The organism is Bacillus sp. R86525 (genome assembly GCF_042466195.1).
In the GTDB taxonomy this organism is placed as follows: domain Bacteria; phylum Bacillota; class Bacilli; order Bacillales; family Bacillaceae_G; genus Bacillus_A; species Bacillus_A nitratireducens.
In genome coordinates this window covers 4,673,458-4,691,599 of the sequence record NZ_JAXHPX010000007.1, presented here as the reverse complement: position 1 = coordinate 4,691,599, position 18,142 = coordinate 4,673,458, and the positions used below count along the sequence as shown (strand labels likewise).

Here is an 18,142-nt window from a genome sequence, read left to right as displayed (position 1 = left end):
GGAAAACACCTTTCTTTTTTGGAAAAATGGTATCGAACATGAATAGACTAATAGTATGATAAGGGTAATTGGTAATATATAGGTTTAATAATGATCGGTAATGAGGGGGGAGCGTATGAAGGGAGATTTAAATAAGAAAATAGAAGCACTCGAAACGGCAATTGAAACGATGCAAGAGACACTTTATGAATTGAAAGCGAAGCAAAGAAAAATAGAAGTAGATAAAGTTCAACAAAATGTTAATAAGGAAAAGAAAGAATACATTGAGACGGTAAGTAATAAAAAGTTACAAGAAGATGTAGTTAAGACGAGTGAGTCCATACATGAGCCAGAGGTGAAACAAGTAGATATATCTGCATTTAAGCCAGAACCATTTAATATTATAAAGTTTTGTCAAACATGGTTACCACGCATATTTGTCGGTATTATGCTACTCGGCGTTATTTGGTTATTTAAAGCAGGAGTAGATGCTGGATTATTAACACCAGCGATACGAGTTGTGTTTGGTATAGTACTATCTGCCGGTTTGTATTACGTAGGAGATATACAAATTAAAAGAGAGCGGCAAGCGTTAGGGCTAGTATTAGCTGGAGGAAGTATTACGGGAATTGTTTTAACAACGTTTGCGGCACATTATTTATATGAGTTTATTCCTGCAAGTATTGCGTTTATCTGTAATATTGTATGGGTTATTTTAGGAATTTATTTAGCGAAAAGATATAGATCGGAATACCTTGCTATTTTCGTGGCGGTTGGAGCATTTTTTGTTCCTTTCTTATTAAATAGTACGACTCCTAATACGTATATTTTCTTTAGTTATGAGACGATATTAACAATTAGCCTATTATGGTATGCATTGAGAAACCGTTATAAGTACTTGTATATGATTTCTTATGTTGTTGCGGCAATTGTCCTATTTGTCTTCTTTGTTGTTATGTCAATATTGGTAGAGAATGTGCAAGTACAGTTAACGGTTGTATACGGTACAATTCATTTGCTGTTATTTTGGCATATGTTTTCGGAGAGGAATTTTATACAAGAAGCAAGATTGGGGATATTTAGTGCAAATGCAGTTTTCTTTATTTTAGCCATCTCCCAAATTCCTGAATTTACAACGTGGGGATTAGTTATAAGTGCATTTGTGCATGCTGTTATGTTCGTACTTGAATATAGGAAGAATAAACATTCTGTATTTACAAATCTAATATTTGGCTTTGCAATGGGATCATTTAGTTTAGCGATTTTATACGAGTATAGTTTGGTGAATGCAGCGATCGTATTATTGTTACAAGGTTTCCTAGGTATGGTTACTGCTATTAAAGTAAAGCAAAATATTAAATTGTATGTAAGTGCAACGATTTATGCGATTGGAATGGTACAGACGATTTTTAGCCCGTTTGATGAGTTCATTTCAGCAGGGTTTGTCGCTCATATTATTTTAATAGGAACGTTCTATTATTGCATGATACAAGCAAAAGAAGTGTTAGCGAGTTTAGGTAAATATGTTTATTCTATAGCGCTCTACTCGTTAATGGTTATTGTATTTATTACAATTACTAGGATCGGTGAAGTTCTTTCTACAGATGGAAGTATAATTAGCGTATCTGTATCATTATTATGGATGGTATATGCTTTATTTGCAGTTTGGTTTGGCCGTAATAGAAATATGAATGAAATATTATATGCGGGCTTAGTCGTATTAATAGTGACAGTAGGGAAGTTATTCCTTCTTGACTTACCAGAGGTGTCTATGATGATCAGGGCTGTGTTATTCTTAATCGTTGGCAGTTTAGGTATCGTTATTTCAAGAATGTTTTTCTCAAAAGAAGAGAAGTGAGAAGAAGGCAATCCATATGTGGATTGCCTTTTTCATTATTTTTTATTAATCGTTACAGTTGCACTATATTTCGCTGTTGTGTTTTGACGTAGACGAAGTGTTGCCTGTCCAGTTGTATTTGGGTCAAGTTGTACGTTCACAATTTTTTCAGCAGATCCTTGGTTATTTGTTATGAAAGAGAATGTACTGCTATATCCGAAAGAAGACGGCCAAGTGCCATTTGTATTTTGGACTTTTGCTACCTGTGTTCCGCCAGTTGTGAAAATACCTAAAGAATAATTATTGTACGTTGTATTTGGTAATAAGTTATTTACTTGAATCTTCATTTGGAACACTTCATTGTTTGGTAGAATACTAGGGTGCGTAATTACGTAATCACTCGTTGTCACTGCACCGTTATAGCCGTATGAACCTGGTTTGAAAGTATTTGTATTGAACCACTGGTAACCTTGACTTGGTGCGCTCCAAGGTTCTGGTTGTGGTTCTGTTGATAAACTTGGTTGTTCAAATGTTTGTAGAGCTGTAGGTGCATCAAGCTGTAAACCACTTACTTGATCTAAGCTTGTAAATGTTTCTTGCTTCGCTAACCAATTCACTATGTTTTCTAATAGAACAGCATCGTTTTCTTCTTTATAACCATCATAAGTTTTCTTTGTTTGACCGGAGTCTTCGCGAACATATTTTGGCGATGCATCTTCAACAGGGGAAGAATCACCGATAAAGGCTGCTTTTCCAAGGCCAACTTTCGAAATAGCAGCATAAGGCCCCTCTGCAACGCCACCACCGTTATAAACGCCGCTATCAACAGCGTTATTCCATTTTGATGGATTTTCTGGAAGATATACAAGGCCTTTCGCTAGTTTTGGATTTGTAATTGCAAGAGTAGAGCCGGCATGCATGGCTACAGATGATACACCTTCTGTAATTCCGAATGATTGTTGAGGTGAAACAATATTTTTAGCTGAAACATCACCAAGTGCGTTATAGCGGAAGCGAATACCGAAATTATTGGATAGCCAATCAGAGCTTTCAACTCCTTGCATAGCTTGTGAATTTGCTTCCTCGTTTGACATTCCTTTTGCTGGATTATCCCAAGCACCGCGTCTATATCCATTGAATACTTCGGAAGAGTCCCAACGGTTTTTATTACGATCTGCATTATAATGATCGGCAATGAAGAAAATACTGCCACCATTTTTCACGTATTGTAACATTGCATCTTGTTCAGATTTTTTGTAAGGAATATTAGCTTCTGGAACGATAAACACATTGTAGTTTTTTAAATCTTCGTATGTAATAGGTGTTGATTTACGAAGTTCCTTTACATGATATCCGTTTTGGGCAATACCGTTTCCGAAATCAGAAAAACCGCCATCAATAACCCAGTCAGCTGTCCCAGCCGTTTGACCGTGCGTATTATCAAATAATACTTTCTTCCCATTGTTTTGGTTTACAACTTTTGCAGCAATTTCAGGAGCTGGGTCTACGGAGCTTTCGGCATAAGTAGACGGAATATAGGAACTCCCTATACTAAGTGTGATTGCTGTTGCTAAAGAAAATTGAATCCATTTTTTATTCTTCATAGAAGAATCCCCCTAATAATAAATATATGTGCTTTAATAATGTAATCTATTTTTTTTAGGAAAGAAAGATAGAAAATATTAAATAGTGTAAAGATAACGTTAATTTAATTGAGAAATATTTATGTGAATAATGAAAAAATCTCTTCCTAGTAAATTAGGAAGAGACCATAGGTTTAACTAATTTTTGAATTAGGTGTTTCATCAATCTTATGAAAACCTTTCATATAATACACGATAGCCAAGCCGATAAGCCAAATTGGACCGACGATTAATGCGATTCGTGTATCTTCTGAATAGGCCATTATACCTAGTACAAGTACAAGGAAGCCGAGTGAGAAATATGAACTTAATGGGTATAAAGGCATTTTATATGCTAGCTTATCCTTTTTATTAGTCTGTAATCCTTTACGGAATTTAATTTGCGCGACTAATATAATTCCCCAAGTCCAAATTGCACCGAAAGTTGAAATACTAGTTAGCCATGTAAACACTTTTGCAGGAACAAGATAGTTTAATATAACGCCAATGAGTAAAACGATTGCTGTTGCTACAATTCCTTGACTTGGAATACCGTTTTTATTTAAACGGCCGAATCGTTCAGGAGCTTTCTTTTGTTGTGCTAATGTAAATAGCATACGGCCTGTACTAAACAAACCACCGTTACAAGAAGAAAGAGCTGCTGTTAAAACAACAAAGTTAATAATGCCTGCTGCCTTTGCGATACCGATTTGCTGGAACGTTAGTACGAAGGGACTTCCTTTTTCACCAAGTTCGTTCCAAGGATAAATTGCCATCATAACGAATAGAGCTCCAACGTAGAATAATAAAATTCTCCAAAATACGTTATCAATTGCTTTTGCGAGTGTCTTTTTCGGATTTTGAGCTTCCCCAGCTGTAACGCCGATAAGTTCGACTCCTAAATAAGCGAATAATACCATTTGTAAGGAAAGTAATAATCCAGAGAATCCATTTGGGAACCAGCCGCCATGTTCCCAAAGATTTGAAATACCAGTTGCAACGCCGCCATTTCCAAATCCGAATAAAATAATACCAGCACCTACTACTATCATACAGATAATTGTGACAATTTTAATGAGAGCAAACCAAAACTCAAGTTCTCCAAACACCTTTACAGATAAGAAGTTGAAAGCACTCATTAATAAAAGAGCAAGTAACGCCCAAGTCCAGCGCGGGATATCTGGGAACCAGTATTGCATGTAAATACCTGCTGCTGTAATTTCCGCCATACAAGTAACAACCCATAAAAACCAGTAATTCCAGCCTGTAATATACCCAGCTAGTGGGCTGATGTAATCATTTGCATATTTACTAAAAGAGCCGGCAACTGGTTGTTCAATTGCCATTTCTCCGAGTGCGCGCATAATGAAAAAAATAACGAGTCCGGCGATCATATAACCTAGTAAAATGGATGGGCCAGCTAGTTTAATAGCAGAAGCTGATCCTAAAAATAGTCCAACGCCAATTGCTGAACCGAGAGACATTAAAGTAATATGGCGCTGTTTTAAACCGCGGTTTAAAGTTTCAGATTTGTTTGTTTGCTGCATAAGAAGAATACCCCCTGTAGAGTGAACGATATTTGAATGCGTTTGCTAAATATTTAACTATTTCAAATTATAAAACATTTCTATCTGTTATGCTACAAAAATAACCATAATGCACTGTACTACATCTGAGCTTGTCAGACTTAAACTTAAAATTCGAACTATTAGCGAATATATTGACTCTTCTTTTTATTGATTGTTAAGATTAAGTATTATATTTTCTCACATACTAGTAAGAAAAGAATATGTGATAATAATTCAGATGTAGGAAGGGTACATAACCATGTTTCAATTACAAAAATATAACACTTCTGTGAAGCAAGAGCTTTTAGCTGGCATCACAACTTTTTTTACATTTGCGTATATTCTTGTCATCAATCCGAAAATATTATCTGATGCAGGTGTACCATTTGATCAAGCTTTTACGGCAACTATTATTGCGACTGTTGTAGGGACGCTATGTATGGCGTTTTTAGCTAACTATCCAATTGTTATTGCTCCAGCGATGGGAATGAATGCATATTTTGCTTACTCTGTTGTTCAACAGGCAGAGGGGATCACATATGTCATTGCGTTTTCAGCAGTATTTGTAACAGGTATTATTTTTCTTTTATTATCTTTCACCTCGTTTAGGCAAAAGCTAATTGTCGCAATTCCTGACAGTTTAAAACATGCAATTGCGGGTGGAATCGGATTATTTATTGCTTTTATCGGATTACGGCTTTCAGGTATTATCGTCGATCATCCATCTAATTTAGTTACAATCGGAGACTTTCATTCACCGGCTGTTATTTTAACTTTAGTTGGTTTAGTGTTAGCGGCAGTATTAATGGTATTACGTGTTAGTGGTGCATTGTTTATTAGTATGATTGTGACAGGGATTATTGCTTTCTTTACAGGGCAATTAACGTTTGAAAATAACATTGTCGCAATGCCACATTTGCCAGAAGGCATCATTGTTTCAAACCCTATCAATGCATTTTCGGATGTAATTCAATACGGGTTATATGGAGTTATTTTTTCATTCTTACTTGTACTTTTATTTGATACAACAGGTGCTTTACTCGGTTTAATTAAACAAGCGGGTTTAAATACAGATAACACTGAAAAGCGCTTTGGTAAGGCGTTCATTGCGGATGCAATTGGTGGGACGACAGGTTCTATCTTTGGGACAAGCCCCACAGCAGCGACAATCGAATCGTCAGCAGGAATTGCTGCAGGTGGTAAAACTGGATTGACAGGTATTGTAGTCGTTTGTTTAACGATCATAACGGCATTCTTTAGCCCTGTTATTGCCTCTTTATCAAGTGTAGCAGCTATTACAGCTCCTTCTTTAATTATAGTAGGTAGTTTAATGGCACAAAGCATTCGTGATATTAATTGGAATGAATTCGAAGATGCATTACCGGCATTTTTAATTTTCGTTGGTATTCCGTTAACATCAAGTATTGCGAATGGAATTGCAATCGGATTTTTAGTGTATCCAATTTTAAAAATTGCGAAGGGGAAAGGGATGGAAGTACATCCGTTACTATACTTATTTACAATTTTATTTGGATGTCATTTATTCTTATAATATAGATATAGAAAGGGTGCTTCTTATGGGAGGCCCTTTTTTGTGTATAATAAAGTGAAACTATAAACGGTGGGGCTTTTGTTCATTCCCACTGCTTATCAGCCCTCAACAATCGTGAGCTTTACTGTCCACAAATAGCGGGGTAAGGAAAATTAAATTAGTTACGTAAAATATAAATTACTTAATGGAATATATATGTTACAATAAAGGCAGAGGAGGAACATGAATGGCTGTAAGTAAAATAAAAGTCGCGCGTGTTCAGTTAGATTTAACACAGCAACAATTAGCAGAAAAGGTAGGCGTTACAAGGCAAACGATTAGTTTAATTGAGAAGGGGAAATACAACCCGTCTTTAGATTTATGTTTGAAAATTTGTTATGCGGTAGATAAAACATTGAATGATTTGTTTTGGGAGGAAGAGGAGTGATAGGGTGAAAATCGTGAAAGATGAACGTTTAATGATTGAGGGGTTAAAACATATTAGACTAGCTTTCATCTTACAAAATATTGTCATACTAGGTATCGTATTTTACCGTTATGTTTTGCAAGGGACAGGATATGAAAGTGTTTCGGATTTATTAATGATATTTATGGGCGGGATAGTAGTTATTAACTTCTTAAATTTAAAACATTCTGTGGAGGTATATGAGCATACTGGTGGAGTATCACGTAGTTATCTCATGAAACTATTATTAATTCCAGTAGGGATTGTTATTGGGATTTTAGCTATTGGTATCATTGTTACACCGGATATTTCGATAAAGGAAATTAGTATAACAGGACTTATTATGTTGGCCTGCTTTTTGATTCCTAGTTTGTTTATATACATATATATGAAAAAGATAAAAAGTGAAGATTGAAATATAAGAAAGGCTTTCCCTAATACGGGAAAGCCTTTCTTATATTTCTTTATACATTACTTTATGTAGTCCAAGTGTATCAATTTCAAAGATTTCACCATGTTCATGGAAGCCCAAGCGCTTGTAATAGTCAGTTACAGTAATTCGGCCATTACACCATAAAATATTTGCTTTACGCTCTTGCAAGACTTGTTCCGCTTTCTGAATTAAGGAGCTTCCAGCGTGGTTGTTTCGAAAGTTAGGTAATGTTGCCATTCCACGTAGTCGATAATGAACACCTGTTGGTAAGTCAGGATATATTTCTTTTGAGAAGGAAGCGATACTAATTAGTTCATCGTTTAGAAAAGCACCTAAGTGGAAGGTATCTGCTTTGTAGTCGGAAGAGTATTTGCAATCTGTTAATAGCTGATTGGGGCGCAAAATTTTTTGACGTAATACGTAAGTTTCAGATGCATCAATATATTTCACGGTAATCATATTAACATCCTTTCTTATAAGCCCTTTTCTATAAGTTGTAAGAAGAAATATGCGGGTGCAATGAGAAGCCCTAGTATGCTAGCGGTTCCGAGAAGGAGTGAAAGTAAGAGACAAAAGTACTTAATTCCATTTGATTTTTTCCATCCGTAGCTACAAATTTCAATGCTAATACCGATGAGAATAATGGCGACGAGTACTTCTGCTAATAATAAGAGAGCTAAAGTTGAAATAGACATAATATAATTCATCCCCATAATTGTGATAGTAACATTTTACCATATGAAATTGAAAAAATGCCCCTCATTTATGTGAGGGGCATTTTTCTATTCTAATATGCTTTTCAGTGTATCGATATGTTCTTTTGAACCTGTGACAAGCAATGTATCACCGTGTTGTAGTCTCGTATCACCATGCGGTATTAATGCTTTATTACCACGGTAAATTTGAATGACGAGTACGTCGCCTAAAAACGGAAGGCGGCGTAGTGCAACACCGTTATATTTATTGCTGCGTAGTTCGACTTCACGCACTGTTTCATTTGCTGTTGTAATTAAGCGAACGAGACTTGGTTTATCAATAAGTGCACGTAATAAAATACGTGTAGAGTTAATAGTCGAGAATACAGCGATATGTTCTTGGGTCGCTTTTTCTTGTAGAAGGGGATCTTCTACACTTGCGATGACGTGTTCAACACCTAATTCTTTGGCGTGTTCTGCTAATAATAAGTTTTGTTCATCATCACTTGTCGCAACAACAACACGGTCTGCTTCGAAAGCTGTTTGTTCCATTAAAGATTGAATAGTAATCTCATCTAATTTTACGATAGGGAAGTCATGAGATTTCGCTTCATCATCATTTATTTTATTTTGACGCATCATATATAGTGTTACGTCATAATCTTCACGTTTTAAATCGAGTGATAGCGGAAGGGTAATTCTGCTTGCGCCAATAATAGATACTTTTGGTTTTGGTATTTCCACTTTTGGAAACATCTTTTTAAATAATATAGGTGCAAAAATACAAGTAATAACTGCACTTAAAATAAGGGATGCTGATAAACTTGGGCTAATGATGCCTAGCTTTTCACCGATTTGTGCAGCCGCAATAACTAAAGAAAGTGTTGATGTTAACAAAATGGCACTTCCGAGTACGATATTGCGTGGGTACCATTTTCGTAAGACGAGTGATGGTAACAGCTTTGAGATAAAGAGTCCCACAATTAAAATTGGGATCATTAGCATGCTAGAAGGCTCTTTAAAAATAGACCATACTTCTAGATTTACACCAACCATTACGAAGAAAATAGGGATGAAGAAACCATATCCGATGGAATCAAGTTTTTCAACCATATCTTCATTTGGTGATAATAAAGATACGAGTACACCTGCTAAAAAGGCTCCCAAAATATTTTCTGCCCCAACAGATTCAGATAATCCAACTAATATTAAGATGAGTGCGAAAACAGCTCGTGTATCAATTTGTACACTACCGGCTTTTAAGCTTTCTAGGTATGGAATATTTTTAAAGCGTCTTGCGACAAAGTAAATTACAATACCAGCGCCGAATAGAAGAAGTAGAAGCCACATGCTTTGGCCACTTTCGGAATTTAATCCGACGAAAACAGCGAGTAAAATCATTGTAACTAAGTCTGCGATAACAGCGACTAATAAAATGATTTGCCCGATTGCAGTCTTTCCTAAGTTATTTTCTTTTAATGTTGGTACGACAACACCTAAAGAAATAGTTGAAATAATTAAAGTCATGAACATTGCATTGTCTACAAATCCTAGCCATACGAATAGTAATGATAGGGCATAAGATAATATGAAAATAAATAAGAAGATAATGCTTGCTGCTTGGAATGTGTTTGGTTCGTTTGTCGTATTCTTTTTCCCTTTTTGTTTAAAAATCGAAAAGTCAATTTCTAACCCACTTAAAAACATTAGGAAGATAAATCCTAGTGTCGATAAGACTTGAAGCCACATATCTGGCTCAATGATGTTAAACCCACTTTTACCTACAAAGATTCCTGCGATAATTTCTGCAACAACGACAGGAAGTGCTTTTAATTTAAAGCGTTGTAACAAAAGGGGAACGAAAAACGCGATTGCGACAACAACCATAAGTGATAGAACAGAAGAATGATGTTCCACTGCGTTCTCTCCCTTCAAATAAATATAGTACCTATTTAGCCATATAATAGGTAGAAAAGCAACGCATATGGATTCGATTTCATAAAGAAAGAGTTTTCTTAACATTTGTCATAATAAGTATATTTTTCATGATTCTGTTGTAAATTCCGTAATGTGGGTCTTACTGCTCGTTAATGCTGGATAAAAAAAGGACTGCTGAGATTTCTCAGCAGTCCTTTTTATGCAAATTACATTGAGAAGAAGATCCATACAGTTAAACCAACTGTTGCAGTTGCAACGAAGAAACTGTATATCATTGTAAGAATTTGAACTCTTCCTTCTCCTTCTTTTAAATGCATGAACATAATTAATTGTAATAAAGCTTGCGCAACAGCCATTATGATAATAGTTGTTAATATCGTTGAAAGTGGCAGGGTTGTATAAAGTGCCACGTATAAAGCTAGAAACGTTAGTGCAAGCGATAAAATGAATCCGAAAACGTGTGACCATGGGAATCCGCTATGCGCATGCCCATTTGCTTGATTGTTATTTTGACCCATTTACGCCACCATCCCGTTCAAGTAAACTAGTGTGTAAATAAAGACCCAAACAAGATCAAGGAAATGCCAGTATAAGCTGATAATAAATACTTTACGAGCTGTAACTGGTGTTAAACCTCGTTTTAAAATTTGGATAATAACACAAGTTGCCCAAATGATACCACCTGTTACGTGGGCACCATGCGTTCCAAGAAGAACGAAGAATGCAGATAAGAAAGCACTTGTTTGAATTGTTGCACCTTCACCAATGTACATAATGAACTCTTCGATCTCGAAGAATAGGAAACCTGCACCTAAAAGTAAAGTTAGGATAAACCAGGCTAACATTCCTTTTTGATTGTGTTTACGCATTTCATGAATTGCGATACCACATGTGAAACTACTTGTTAAAAGTAGTAATGTTTGAATTAAAAGCGTTTTAAGTTCAAACAGTTGCGCTGGTGTTGGGCCATCTGCCGTACGACCAGCAAGGACTAGATAAGAGGCGAAAAGTGTTGCGAACAGCATAATTTCAGCCCCAAGAAAAATCCAGAATCCTAGGATATTCAATCTGCTTTGCTCGGATTGATATTCCAAAGGTAAGCTTTTATCTAAAGCCGCCATGTCATTTCACCTCTCATGCTATATGTTCTGTTTCTTTAATTTCATCAACACTTACGTAGTAACCATCGTCATAATCGAATGAACGATAGATTAAGCAACCTAAAATACCAACTCCGCCGATTGCTGCAAGCCAGAACCAACTAAATACTAATGCAAAACCTGCAAGACCGAAGAATAAAGACGCAATAATAGGCACGCCAGAGTTACTTGGCATGTGAATTGGTTTTATTTCTTCTGCAGCTGGTGTAACTGTTTCTCCGCGTTTTTTCATGAACCAGAAAGCATCAGCTTCTTTAATTTCAGGAAGTTTCGCGAAGTTGTAATGTTGTACAGGAGATTGAGTTGCCCATTCAAGTGTACGGCCGTCCCATGGATCTCCAGTTGTGTCACGCTCACCGTGACGTGCACTCCAAATTACGTTATAGCAAAGGATTAGGAAGCCAATACCCATCATTACAGCACCAACAGATGCGATTTGGTTTAGCCAGCCCCATCCAAGACTTTCAGAGTAAGTGTACATACGACGAGTCATACCATCTAAACCTAAGAAGTACATTGGGAAGAAACAGATGTTAAATCCGCTCATAAAGATCCAGAATGTCCATTTACCTAGGCGTTCATTTAACATATGACCTGTCATTTTTGGATACCAGTATGTGAATCCAGCAAGCATAGCGAATACTGTACCTGCGATTAATACGTAGTGGAAGTGAGCAATTAGGAAGTAGCTGTTATGGTATTGATAATCAGCTGCTGCCATTCCAAGCATAACCCCTGTAACTCCACCAACTACGAAGTTTGGAATAAATGCCAATGACCAAAGCATTGGAACTGTAAAACGAATACGTCCTTTATACAGTGTAAACAACCAGTTAAAGATCTTAACACCGGTTGGAATCGAAATCGCCATTGTCGAAATCGAGAAGAATGAGTTAACCGCTGGACCTGCACCCATAGTGAAGAAATGGTGAAGCCATACGACGAAACTTAGTAAAGAAATTGCAACCATCGAGTACACCATCGCACTGTAACCGAATAGACGTTTACGTGAGAATGTACTAATGATTTCAGAGAAAATACCGAATGCCGGTAAAATAACGATATATACTTCAGGGTGACCCCATACCCAGAATAGGTTGGCCCATAACATCGGCATACCGCCGCTCGCCATCGTAAAGAAGTGAGCATCGAATAGACGGTCAAATGTCATTAATGCAAGAGCAACTGTTAATACTGGGAAAGCGAAAATAATGATAATTGTTGTAATTAAGATTGACCAAGTAAACATTGGCATTCTCATTAATTTCATACCAGGTGTACGCATTTTTAAGATAGTAACAAGGAAGTTAATACCGGTCATTAGCGTACCGAGACCTGAAATCTGTAATGCAATTGCGTAGTAGTTATTTCCTACACCAGAAGTAAACTCTGTACCTGCCATTGGGAAGTAAGAAGTCCACCCAGCGTCTGGAGAACCACCGATTACGAAAGCGATGTTGAATAACATTGCTCCGACAAAGAATAACCAGAAACTTAAAGCATTTAAGAACGGATATGCAACGTCACGAGCACCAATTTGTAATGGTACTACAAGGTTCATTAATCCCATAACGAATGGCATTGCCATGAAAAGAATCATTACTGTACCATGTGTTGTAAAGATTCCGTTATAGTGTTCAGCGTTTAAATAAGTTGTTTCTGGGAATGTTAACTGTGCACGGATCATTAAACCATCCATACCACCACGGAATAACATTATAACGGCAGAGATAATATACATGGTCCCTATTTTTTTATGGTCAACAGTTGTCAACCATTCATCCCAAAGCCATCTCCATTTTTTGTACTTTGTTAGTACGAAAAGAATCGCTAATGTCACAAGAACGATAGATGCGTCAGCTCCGTAAATAATCGGGTCACCTGTGACAAAAAATTCATCAAGCTTCACTGTGTTCACTCCAATCTGTTGGAATAATAGCTATTATTTTTTGTTTTTGTAGTAGTTGTAATCACAATATTCAAGTGATTTTGGATCTACATAACTTAAGTGATGACTAGAGAATGTCATACGACCAACTACACCAGGTTTAACAATTTCGTTGTACTTATTTTCTGTTAGTTTAGGAGCAGTTTCTTGTACTTCTTTTACCCACTTGTCATACTTTTCTTTTGTTTTTGCTTCAACTTCGAACTCCATATGAGTGAACCCTTCACCAGAGAAGTTCGAACTACGGCCTAGGTAAGAACCAGGCTTATCAGCTTGTAAATATAAATCCATAATCATGCCATCCATAGTGTACTTCATACCACCAAGTTCTGGAACCCAGAATGCATTCATTGGACCTACAGAAGTAAGCTTAAATTGAATTGGTACACCAGCTGGGATGTTTAAATAGTTAACGGTTTCAATTTTTTCCTCCGGGTAACTAAATAACCATTTCCAGTTCGCAGATGTAACATAAATTTCAACTGGTTTAATATGTTTGGACTCTTGCGGAACCTCTTCCGAAGCATAAGTTGCCTTAACTGTTGGAATCGATAATGCGATAACGATAATAACAGGAATAACCGTCCAAATGATTTCTAATAATGTGTTACCATGTTGATCAGGTGGCTCATAGTCCATATTCTCTGGTTTTTCACGATAACGAATCAAGATGACTGTAAACAAGATGAATACAATTGCGATAATTAATGACATAAGCAAGAATGACCAAACAATTAAATCATACTGTGCCTTTGCAACGGGTCCTTGCGGATTTAATACTGCGAGTTTCTTATCACAGCCACCGAGGAACAGAAGTAATGATAACGGAAGAAGCGAAGCTAACTTCCAAAATGCTTTCTTTAGTTGCACGATTGAAAATCTCCTTTCTCCTTGGATTGAAACTATGCCAATAAAACAATATAAACCTATTAATTTATAGATGGCAATAGTTTTTGTCATATTGTTAAAAAATAGACACAAATGCACACTTTTTAAGGTGAATATCATTTGTAACTTGATAACATTGTAAACTATTTTCCAGATAAAAACGTGATTGTGGGAATTTTAAGATAAATAAAGTTATACCAACATATCCAAGAAATAGAAAAAAGCTATCTTATTATAAGAAAGATAGCTGAATATTTTGTATATTTAGTTTATTTCCTGAGTTATATTTTTTTTCTGTTCAAATGTGACAGCTTTTTTATATTTCACTTGGTATAAAATGTAACAAATAATCATAAATGGAATCCCACAATAGAGAGCAATTCTCTGATCTGGAATGAAAGCTAAACTAACAAATGTAATGAAATTGAGTGAGAAAGCTACGATTGGAACTATTGGATAAAGTGGTGTACGGTATTTTAAATCATTTATGTCGCCGCCATTTTTCACGAAATTTCTACGGAAGAAAAACTGTGAAGCTGCAATCGACATCCAAACAACAACAGCAGCCATTGCTGCAATGGAAGTTAAAATTAAAAAGACAGTATCTGCTGCAAATATACTTGTTAATAAAGAAAGGCTTGCGAAAATCAGACTGAAAATTAACGCATTTAGTGGTACACCTCTTTTATTTAACTTCGTAAAAGCTGGACTAGCCATTCCTTGTTTTGCCATCGCCCAAAGCATACGAGAATTTGCGTATAGACCAGAGTTAGCTACGGATAATACAGCTGTAATAATAACAAAGTTCATAATGTCCGCTGCATAAGGGATACCAGCCACATCAAATACAAGTACAAATGGACTTTCAACTAGATTAGCCTCTTGCCATGGGAGTAAACCGACAACAACTGAAATTGCTAAGACGAAAAAGAATAGAGTACGCCAAATTGTATTTTTGATTGCTTTTGGAATTGTTTTTTCAGGATTTTCACTTTCTCCTGAAGCAATTCCGATAAGCTCTGTTCCTTGGAATGAGTAATTAACTGTGATCATCGTAAGAAGAACAGCTAATGCACCGTTTGGAAATAGCCCGCCATTTTCAGTGAAATTGTGAAGCATTGGAGCTGGTTTTCCATTAAAATCGAGGAGACCAAACATAACCGCTCCTCCAAGAACGATAAAGATAACAATCGTTGCCACTTTTACGCTAGCGAACCAAAATTCAGCTTCTGCATATGCCTTTGCTGATAAAGCGTTCACAAGAAAGAGTACTACTGCAAAAGTAACGCACCAAATCCAAGAAGAAACGTCTGGAAACCACCGTTTCATTAAAATGCTAACAGTCGTTAACTCTACCCCAACTGTAACAGCCCAATTTAACCAATACATCCAACCGACAACAAATCCAAAACCAGGTGAAATAAATTTGCTTGCGTAACTTTGGAAGGAACCCGCTTCTGGCATAGCTACTGACAATTCGCCAAGACATAACATCGTTAAATACATAACGAAACCACCGACTAAAAATGCAAGAATAGCACCACCAGGTCCAGCGTTATGGACGATTTGACCAGAGCCCATAAATAGCCCAGTTCCGATAACTCCACCAAGTGCAATCATAAATAGGTGTCTACTTTTCATTGTGCGTTTTAAATCTGTTTGTTCTACTTGTTGATTCATATGCCCCTCACCCCATATTTTCTTGTATGTGTTAACTGGTTTTCATTCTGAGTTTTAATCATTAGTGGGGGATGAAAAACATACTCGGCTTATTTTGTTGTGAACTGAGTATGTAAAAGATAACTATGACTAAATGCCTTAGAATGTTTATTAACCTAGTGAAATAAATTCAATTATTTCACTAGGTTAATAATTTTTATTTTAGCAAAAAAATCCGGAAAAGTATATTGTTTTTTCTTTTTATTAAAAATAATTAGAATTTTAAAACGATATTCATGAATAATAATTCACAGAATCTTTCTAGCAAACTAGTAAGAAGAAAGGTACAATGATAGAAGGTATATCTGTAAAATAATAATTAATGGAGTTTTGTTTAAAATGAAAAAGTTAAAATATCTTTTTGTTTTTGGAATTATATTTGCTGCCGCGTTTTTTATAGGGAAAGATAAAATTATACAAAAGGCGCAAGTGTTCCGTTTAGAGTTTCTATCTGAAATGAAAGAAGCGGCTATGATTGAAAATGTTCCGTTTATAAAGCAGTTACCAGAATTACCTCGTGGATGTGAAGTTACAAGTTTGGCTATGTTGCTGCAATATAAAGGTGTACAAGTGGATAAGATGCAACTTGCTAGCGAAATTCATCGTGTTCCATTTGAACAAAATGGTTTGCGTGGAAATCCTTATGAGGGATTCGTTGGAAATATTTATACGAAAGCGGAAAGAGGATATGGTGTATACAATAAACCAATCTTTAATTTAGCAGAAAAATATGTTCCTGAAAAAGTAATTAATTTAACAGATAGAGACGTGAAAGATCTATATAAGGTAATTAGTTCTGGCTCTCCAGTATGGGTTATTATTAATACAACGTTTAAGCCACTAGCTGAGAGTAGTTTTGAAACATGGAATACAAGCTCTGGCAAAGTGAGAATTACATATTTTGAGCATAGTGTAGTAGTGGTTGGATACGATCAAAACTTTGTATATGTAAATGATCCTCTAAAAAACAATCCACGTTTCGCTGTTCCGCGAGCAGAGTTTGAGAAAGCCTGGGAGCAAATGGGGAAACAAGCAATCACTATTTTATAATAATGAAAAAGTCATCTTTTTGATGGCTTTTTATTTTTAAATTATAGAGATAGAAAATTCGGAATATTCTTTTAAAAGTTAACAATTCACGTTATAATAACATTTAACTTGGTGAAGAAGGGGAGAAGAGAAATGGATGTCGCAAAGGAACTTGTTTTATCAAAGAATCAGTTGATTGAGTGGAGAAGGCATTTTCATAAGTATCCAGAGTTATCTTTTCAAGAGGAAAAAACATCTCAATTTGTATTCGACATACTTCGGAAAATCCCGTATTTAGAAGTTTCGCGACCTACTAAATATAGTGTAATGGCAAGGTTAATTGGTAAGCAGCCTGGTAAAACCATCGCGGTTCGTGCTGATATGGATGCTCTTCCTATTCATGAAGAAAATAAATTTGATTTTATTTCAACATATCCAGGTGTGATGCATGCGTGTGGTCACGATGGTCACATGGCAATATTGCTCGGTGTAGTACATAAGTTGGTAGAGGAAAGAGAGAAAGTTAAAGGAGAGATTCGCTTTTTATTTCAACATGCAGAAGAAAACTTTCCGGGTGGTGCAGAAGAAATGGTCGCAGCGGGAGTGATGAAAGGTGTGGATTACATTATTGGTGCTCATCTTTGGGCGTCATTAGAGGTTGGGAAAATAGGTGTAATTTATGGTCCTGCGATGGCGGCACCGGACGTTTTTAAAATTACGATAGAGGGAAAAGGTGGGCATGCTGGAATTCCGCACGAAACAGTTGATAGTATCGCCATTGGTGCACAAGTTGTTTCGCAGATCCAGCAAATTGTATCTCGCCTCACGAACCCGTTAGATTCTCTCGTAGTATCTGTTACGCAATTTCATTCTGGGACAACCCATAATGTTATCCCGGAACAAGCGGAGATTGAGGGGACAGTGAGAAGTTTAAGGCATGAATTAAGAGAGGAAACAAAAGAGAAGCTTGAACGGATTGTCAAACATATTACAGAATCATACGGTGCTAAGTATACATTTTCTTATGAGTATGGATATCGACCAGTTGTGAACGATTATGAAGTTACAGAGCTTATTGAACATACGGCATTACAGCTGTATGGAAGAGAAGGAGTTGTTCGTTTACAACCAACGATGGCAGGAGAAGATTTTTCGGCATTTTTACAAAAGGCACCAGGGACGTTCTTTTTTATAGGGGCAGGCAATGAAGAGAAGGGAATTATATATCCACATCACCATCCTCGTTTTACAATTGACGAAGATGCATTACCAATTGGAATGGAAGTCTTTGTATCATCCATTATGAATTTTATAAGTAAAGGAGAATGA

General features: G+C 36.3%; 16 protein-coding genes. 6 read left to right on the top strand and 10 right to left on the bottom strand.

Translation table 11 applies throughout. The features are described from left to right. Positions 1–115: 115 nt before the first annotated feature. The gene (locus tag SJY24_RS26940; protein WP_377866827.1) at positions 116–1,837 is read left to right on the top strand and encodes a DUF2339 domain-containing protein; all 1,722 of its coding nucleotides are present in this window, start codon (positions 116–118) and stop codon (positions 1,835–1,837) included. Positions 1,838–1,872: 35 nt separating this feature from the next. Here SJY24_RS26940 and SJY24_RS26935 read toward each other — a convergent pair whose 3' ends face one another. Beyond that, the gene (locus SJY24_RS26935; RefSeq protein WP_377866826.1) at positions 1,873–3,420 is read right to left on the bottom strand and encodes a DNA-binding protein; all 1,548 of its coding nucleotides are present in this window, start codon (positions 3,418–3,420) and stop codon (positions 1,873–1,875) included. Between the two features lie 173 nt (positions 3,421–3,593). After that, positions 3,594–4,985, bottom strand: a complete 1,392-nt coding sequence (locus SJY24_RS26930) for an amino acid permease (RefSeq protein ID WP_377866825.1) — start codon at positions 4,983–4,985, stop codon at positions 3,594–3,596. 280 nt (positions 4,986–5,265) lie between these two features. Here SJY24_RS26930 and SJY24_RS26925 point away from each other — a divergent pair, with 280 nt between their 5' ends. From SJY24_RS26925 to SJY24_RS26915, 3 genes are all read left to right on the top strand, one after another. Further along, entirely contained in the window at positions 5,266–6,558 is a 1,293-nt protein-coding gene (locus SJY24_RS26925) for an NCS2 family permease (protein ID WP_377866824.1), read from the top strand. A gap of 226 nt (positions 6,559–6,784) precedes the next feature. Next, positions 6,785–6,985, top strand: coding sequence for a helix-turn-helix transcriptional regulator (locus SJY24_RS26920; RefSeq protein WP_000301181.1), 201 nt, complete (start codon positions 6,785–6,787; stop codon positions 6,983–6,985). 4 nt (positions 6,986–6,989) lie between these two features. Beyond that, positions 6,990–7,418 carry a hypothetical protein gene (locus SJY24_RS26915; RefSeq protein WP_377866823.1) on the top strand — a complete coding sequence of 143 codons (429 nt, stop codon included), beginning with the start codon at positions 6,990–6,992 and terminating at the stop codon, positions 7,416–7,418. Between the two features lie 39 nt (positions 7,419–7,457). Here SJY24_RS26915 and SJY24_RS26910 read toward each other — a convergent pair whose 3' ends face one another. The 8 genes from SJY24_RS26910 to SJY24_RS26875 form a co-directional block, all read right to left on the bottom strand. Continuing rightward, positions 7,458–7,895, bottom strand: coding sequence for a GNAT family N-acetyltransferase (locus SJY24_RS26910; RefSeq protein ID WP_377866822.1), 438 nt, complete (start codon positions 7,893–7,895; stop codon positions 7,458–7,460). A 14-nt stretch (positions 7,896–7,909) separates the two neighbouring features. Further along, positions 7,910–8,143, bottom strand: coding sequence for a DUF4022 family protein (locus tag SJY24_RS26905; RefSeq protein WP_377866821.1), 234 nt, complete (start codon positions 8,141–8,143; stop codon positions 7,910–7,912). Positions 8,144–8,218: 75 nt separating this feature from the next. Next, on the bottom strand, positions 8,219–10,048 hold the full coding sequence (locus tag SJY24_RS26900; protein WP_377866820.1) for a monovalent cation:proton antiporter family protein: 1,830 nt from the start codon (positions 10,046–10,048) through the stop codon (positions 8,219–8,221). 227 nt (positions 10,049–10,275) lie between these two features. After that, complete coding sequence (gene qoxD, locus SJY24_RS26895) at positions 10,276–10,587, bottom strand: cytochrome aa3 quinol oxidase subunit IV (RefSeq protein WP_000531385.1); 312 nt, start codon at positions 10,585–10,587, stop codon at positions 10,276–10,278. Next, complete coding sequence (gene qoxC / locus SJY24_RS26890) at positions 10,588–11,190, bottom strand: cytochrome aa3 quinol oxidase subunit III (protein WP_002010602.1); 603 nt, start codon at positions 11,188–11,190, stop codon at positions 10,588–10,590. Positions 11,191–11,203: 13 nt separating this feature from the next. Further along, entirely contained in the window at positions 11,204–13,138 is a 1,935-nt protein-coding gene (gene qoxB, locus SJY24_RS26885) for a cytochrome aa3 quinol oxidase subunit I (protein ID WP_000762387.1), read from the bottom strand. A 33-nt stretch (positions 13,139–13,171) separates the two neighbouring features. Then, positions 13,172–14,047, bottom strand: a complete 876-nt coding sequence (locus SJY24_RS26880; RefSeq protein ID WP_219917171.1) for a cytochrome aa3 quinol oxidase subunit II — start codon at positions 14,045–14,047, stop codon at positions 13,172–13,174. A 282-nt stretch (positions 14,048–14,329) separates the two neighbouring features. Then, a complete protein-coding gene (locus SJY24_RS26875) occupies positions 14,330–15,745 on the bottom strand; it encodes an amino acid permease (RefSeq protein WP_377866819.1) in 1,416 nt (471 codons plus the stop codon). Positions 15,746–16,123: 378 nt separating this feature from the next. Here SJY24_RS26875 and SJY24_RS26870 point away from each other — a divergent pair, with 378 nt between their 5' ends. Beyond that, on the top strand, positions 16,124–16,834 hold the full coding sequence (locus SJY24_RS26870) for a C39 family peptidase (RefSeq protein ID WP_377866818.1): 711 nt from the start codon (positions 16,124–16,126) through the stop codon (positions 16,832–16,834). Positions 16,835–16,966: 132 nt separating this feature from the next. Then, positions 16,967–18,142, top strand: a complete 1,176-nt coding sequence (locus SJY24_RS26865; RefSeq protein WP_377866817.1) for an amidohydrolase — start codon at positions 16,967–16,969, stop codon at positions 18,140–18,142.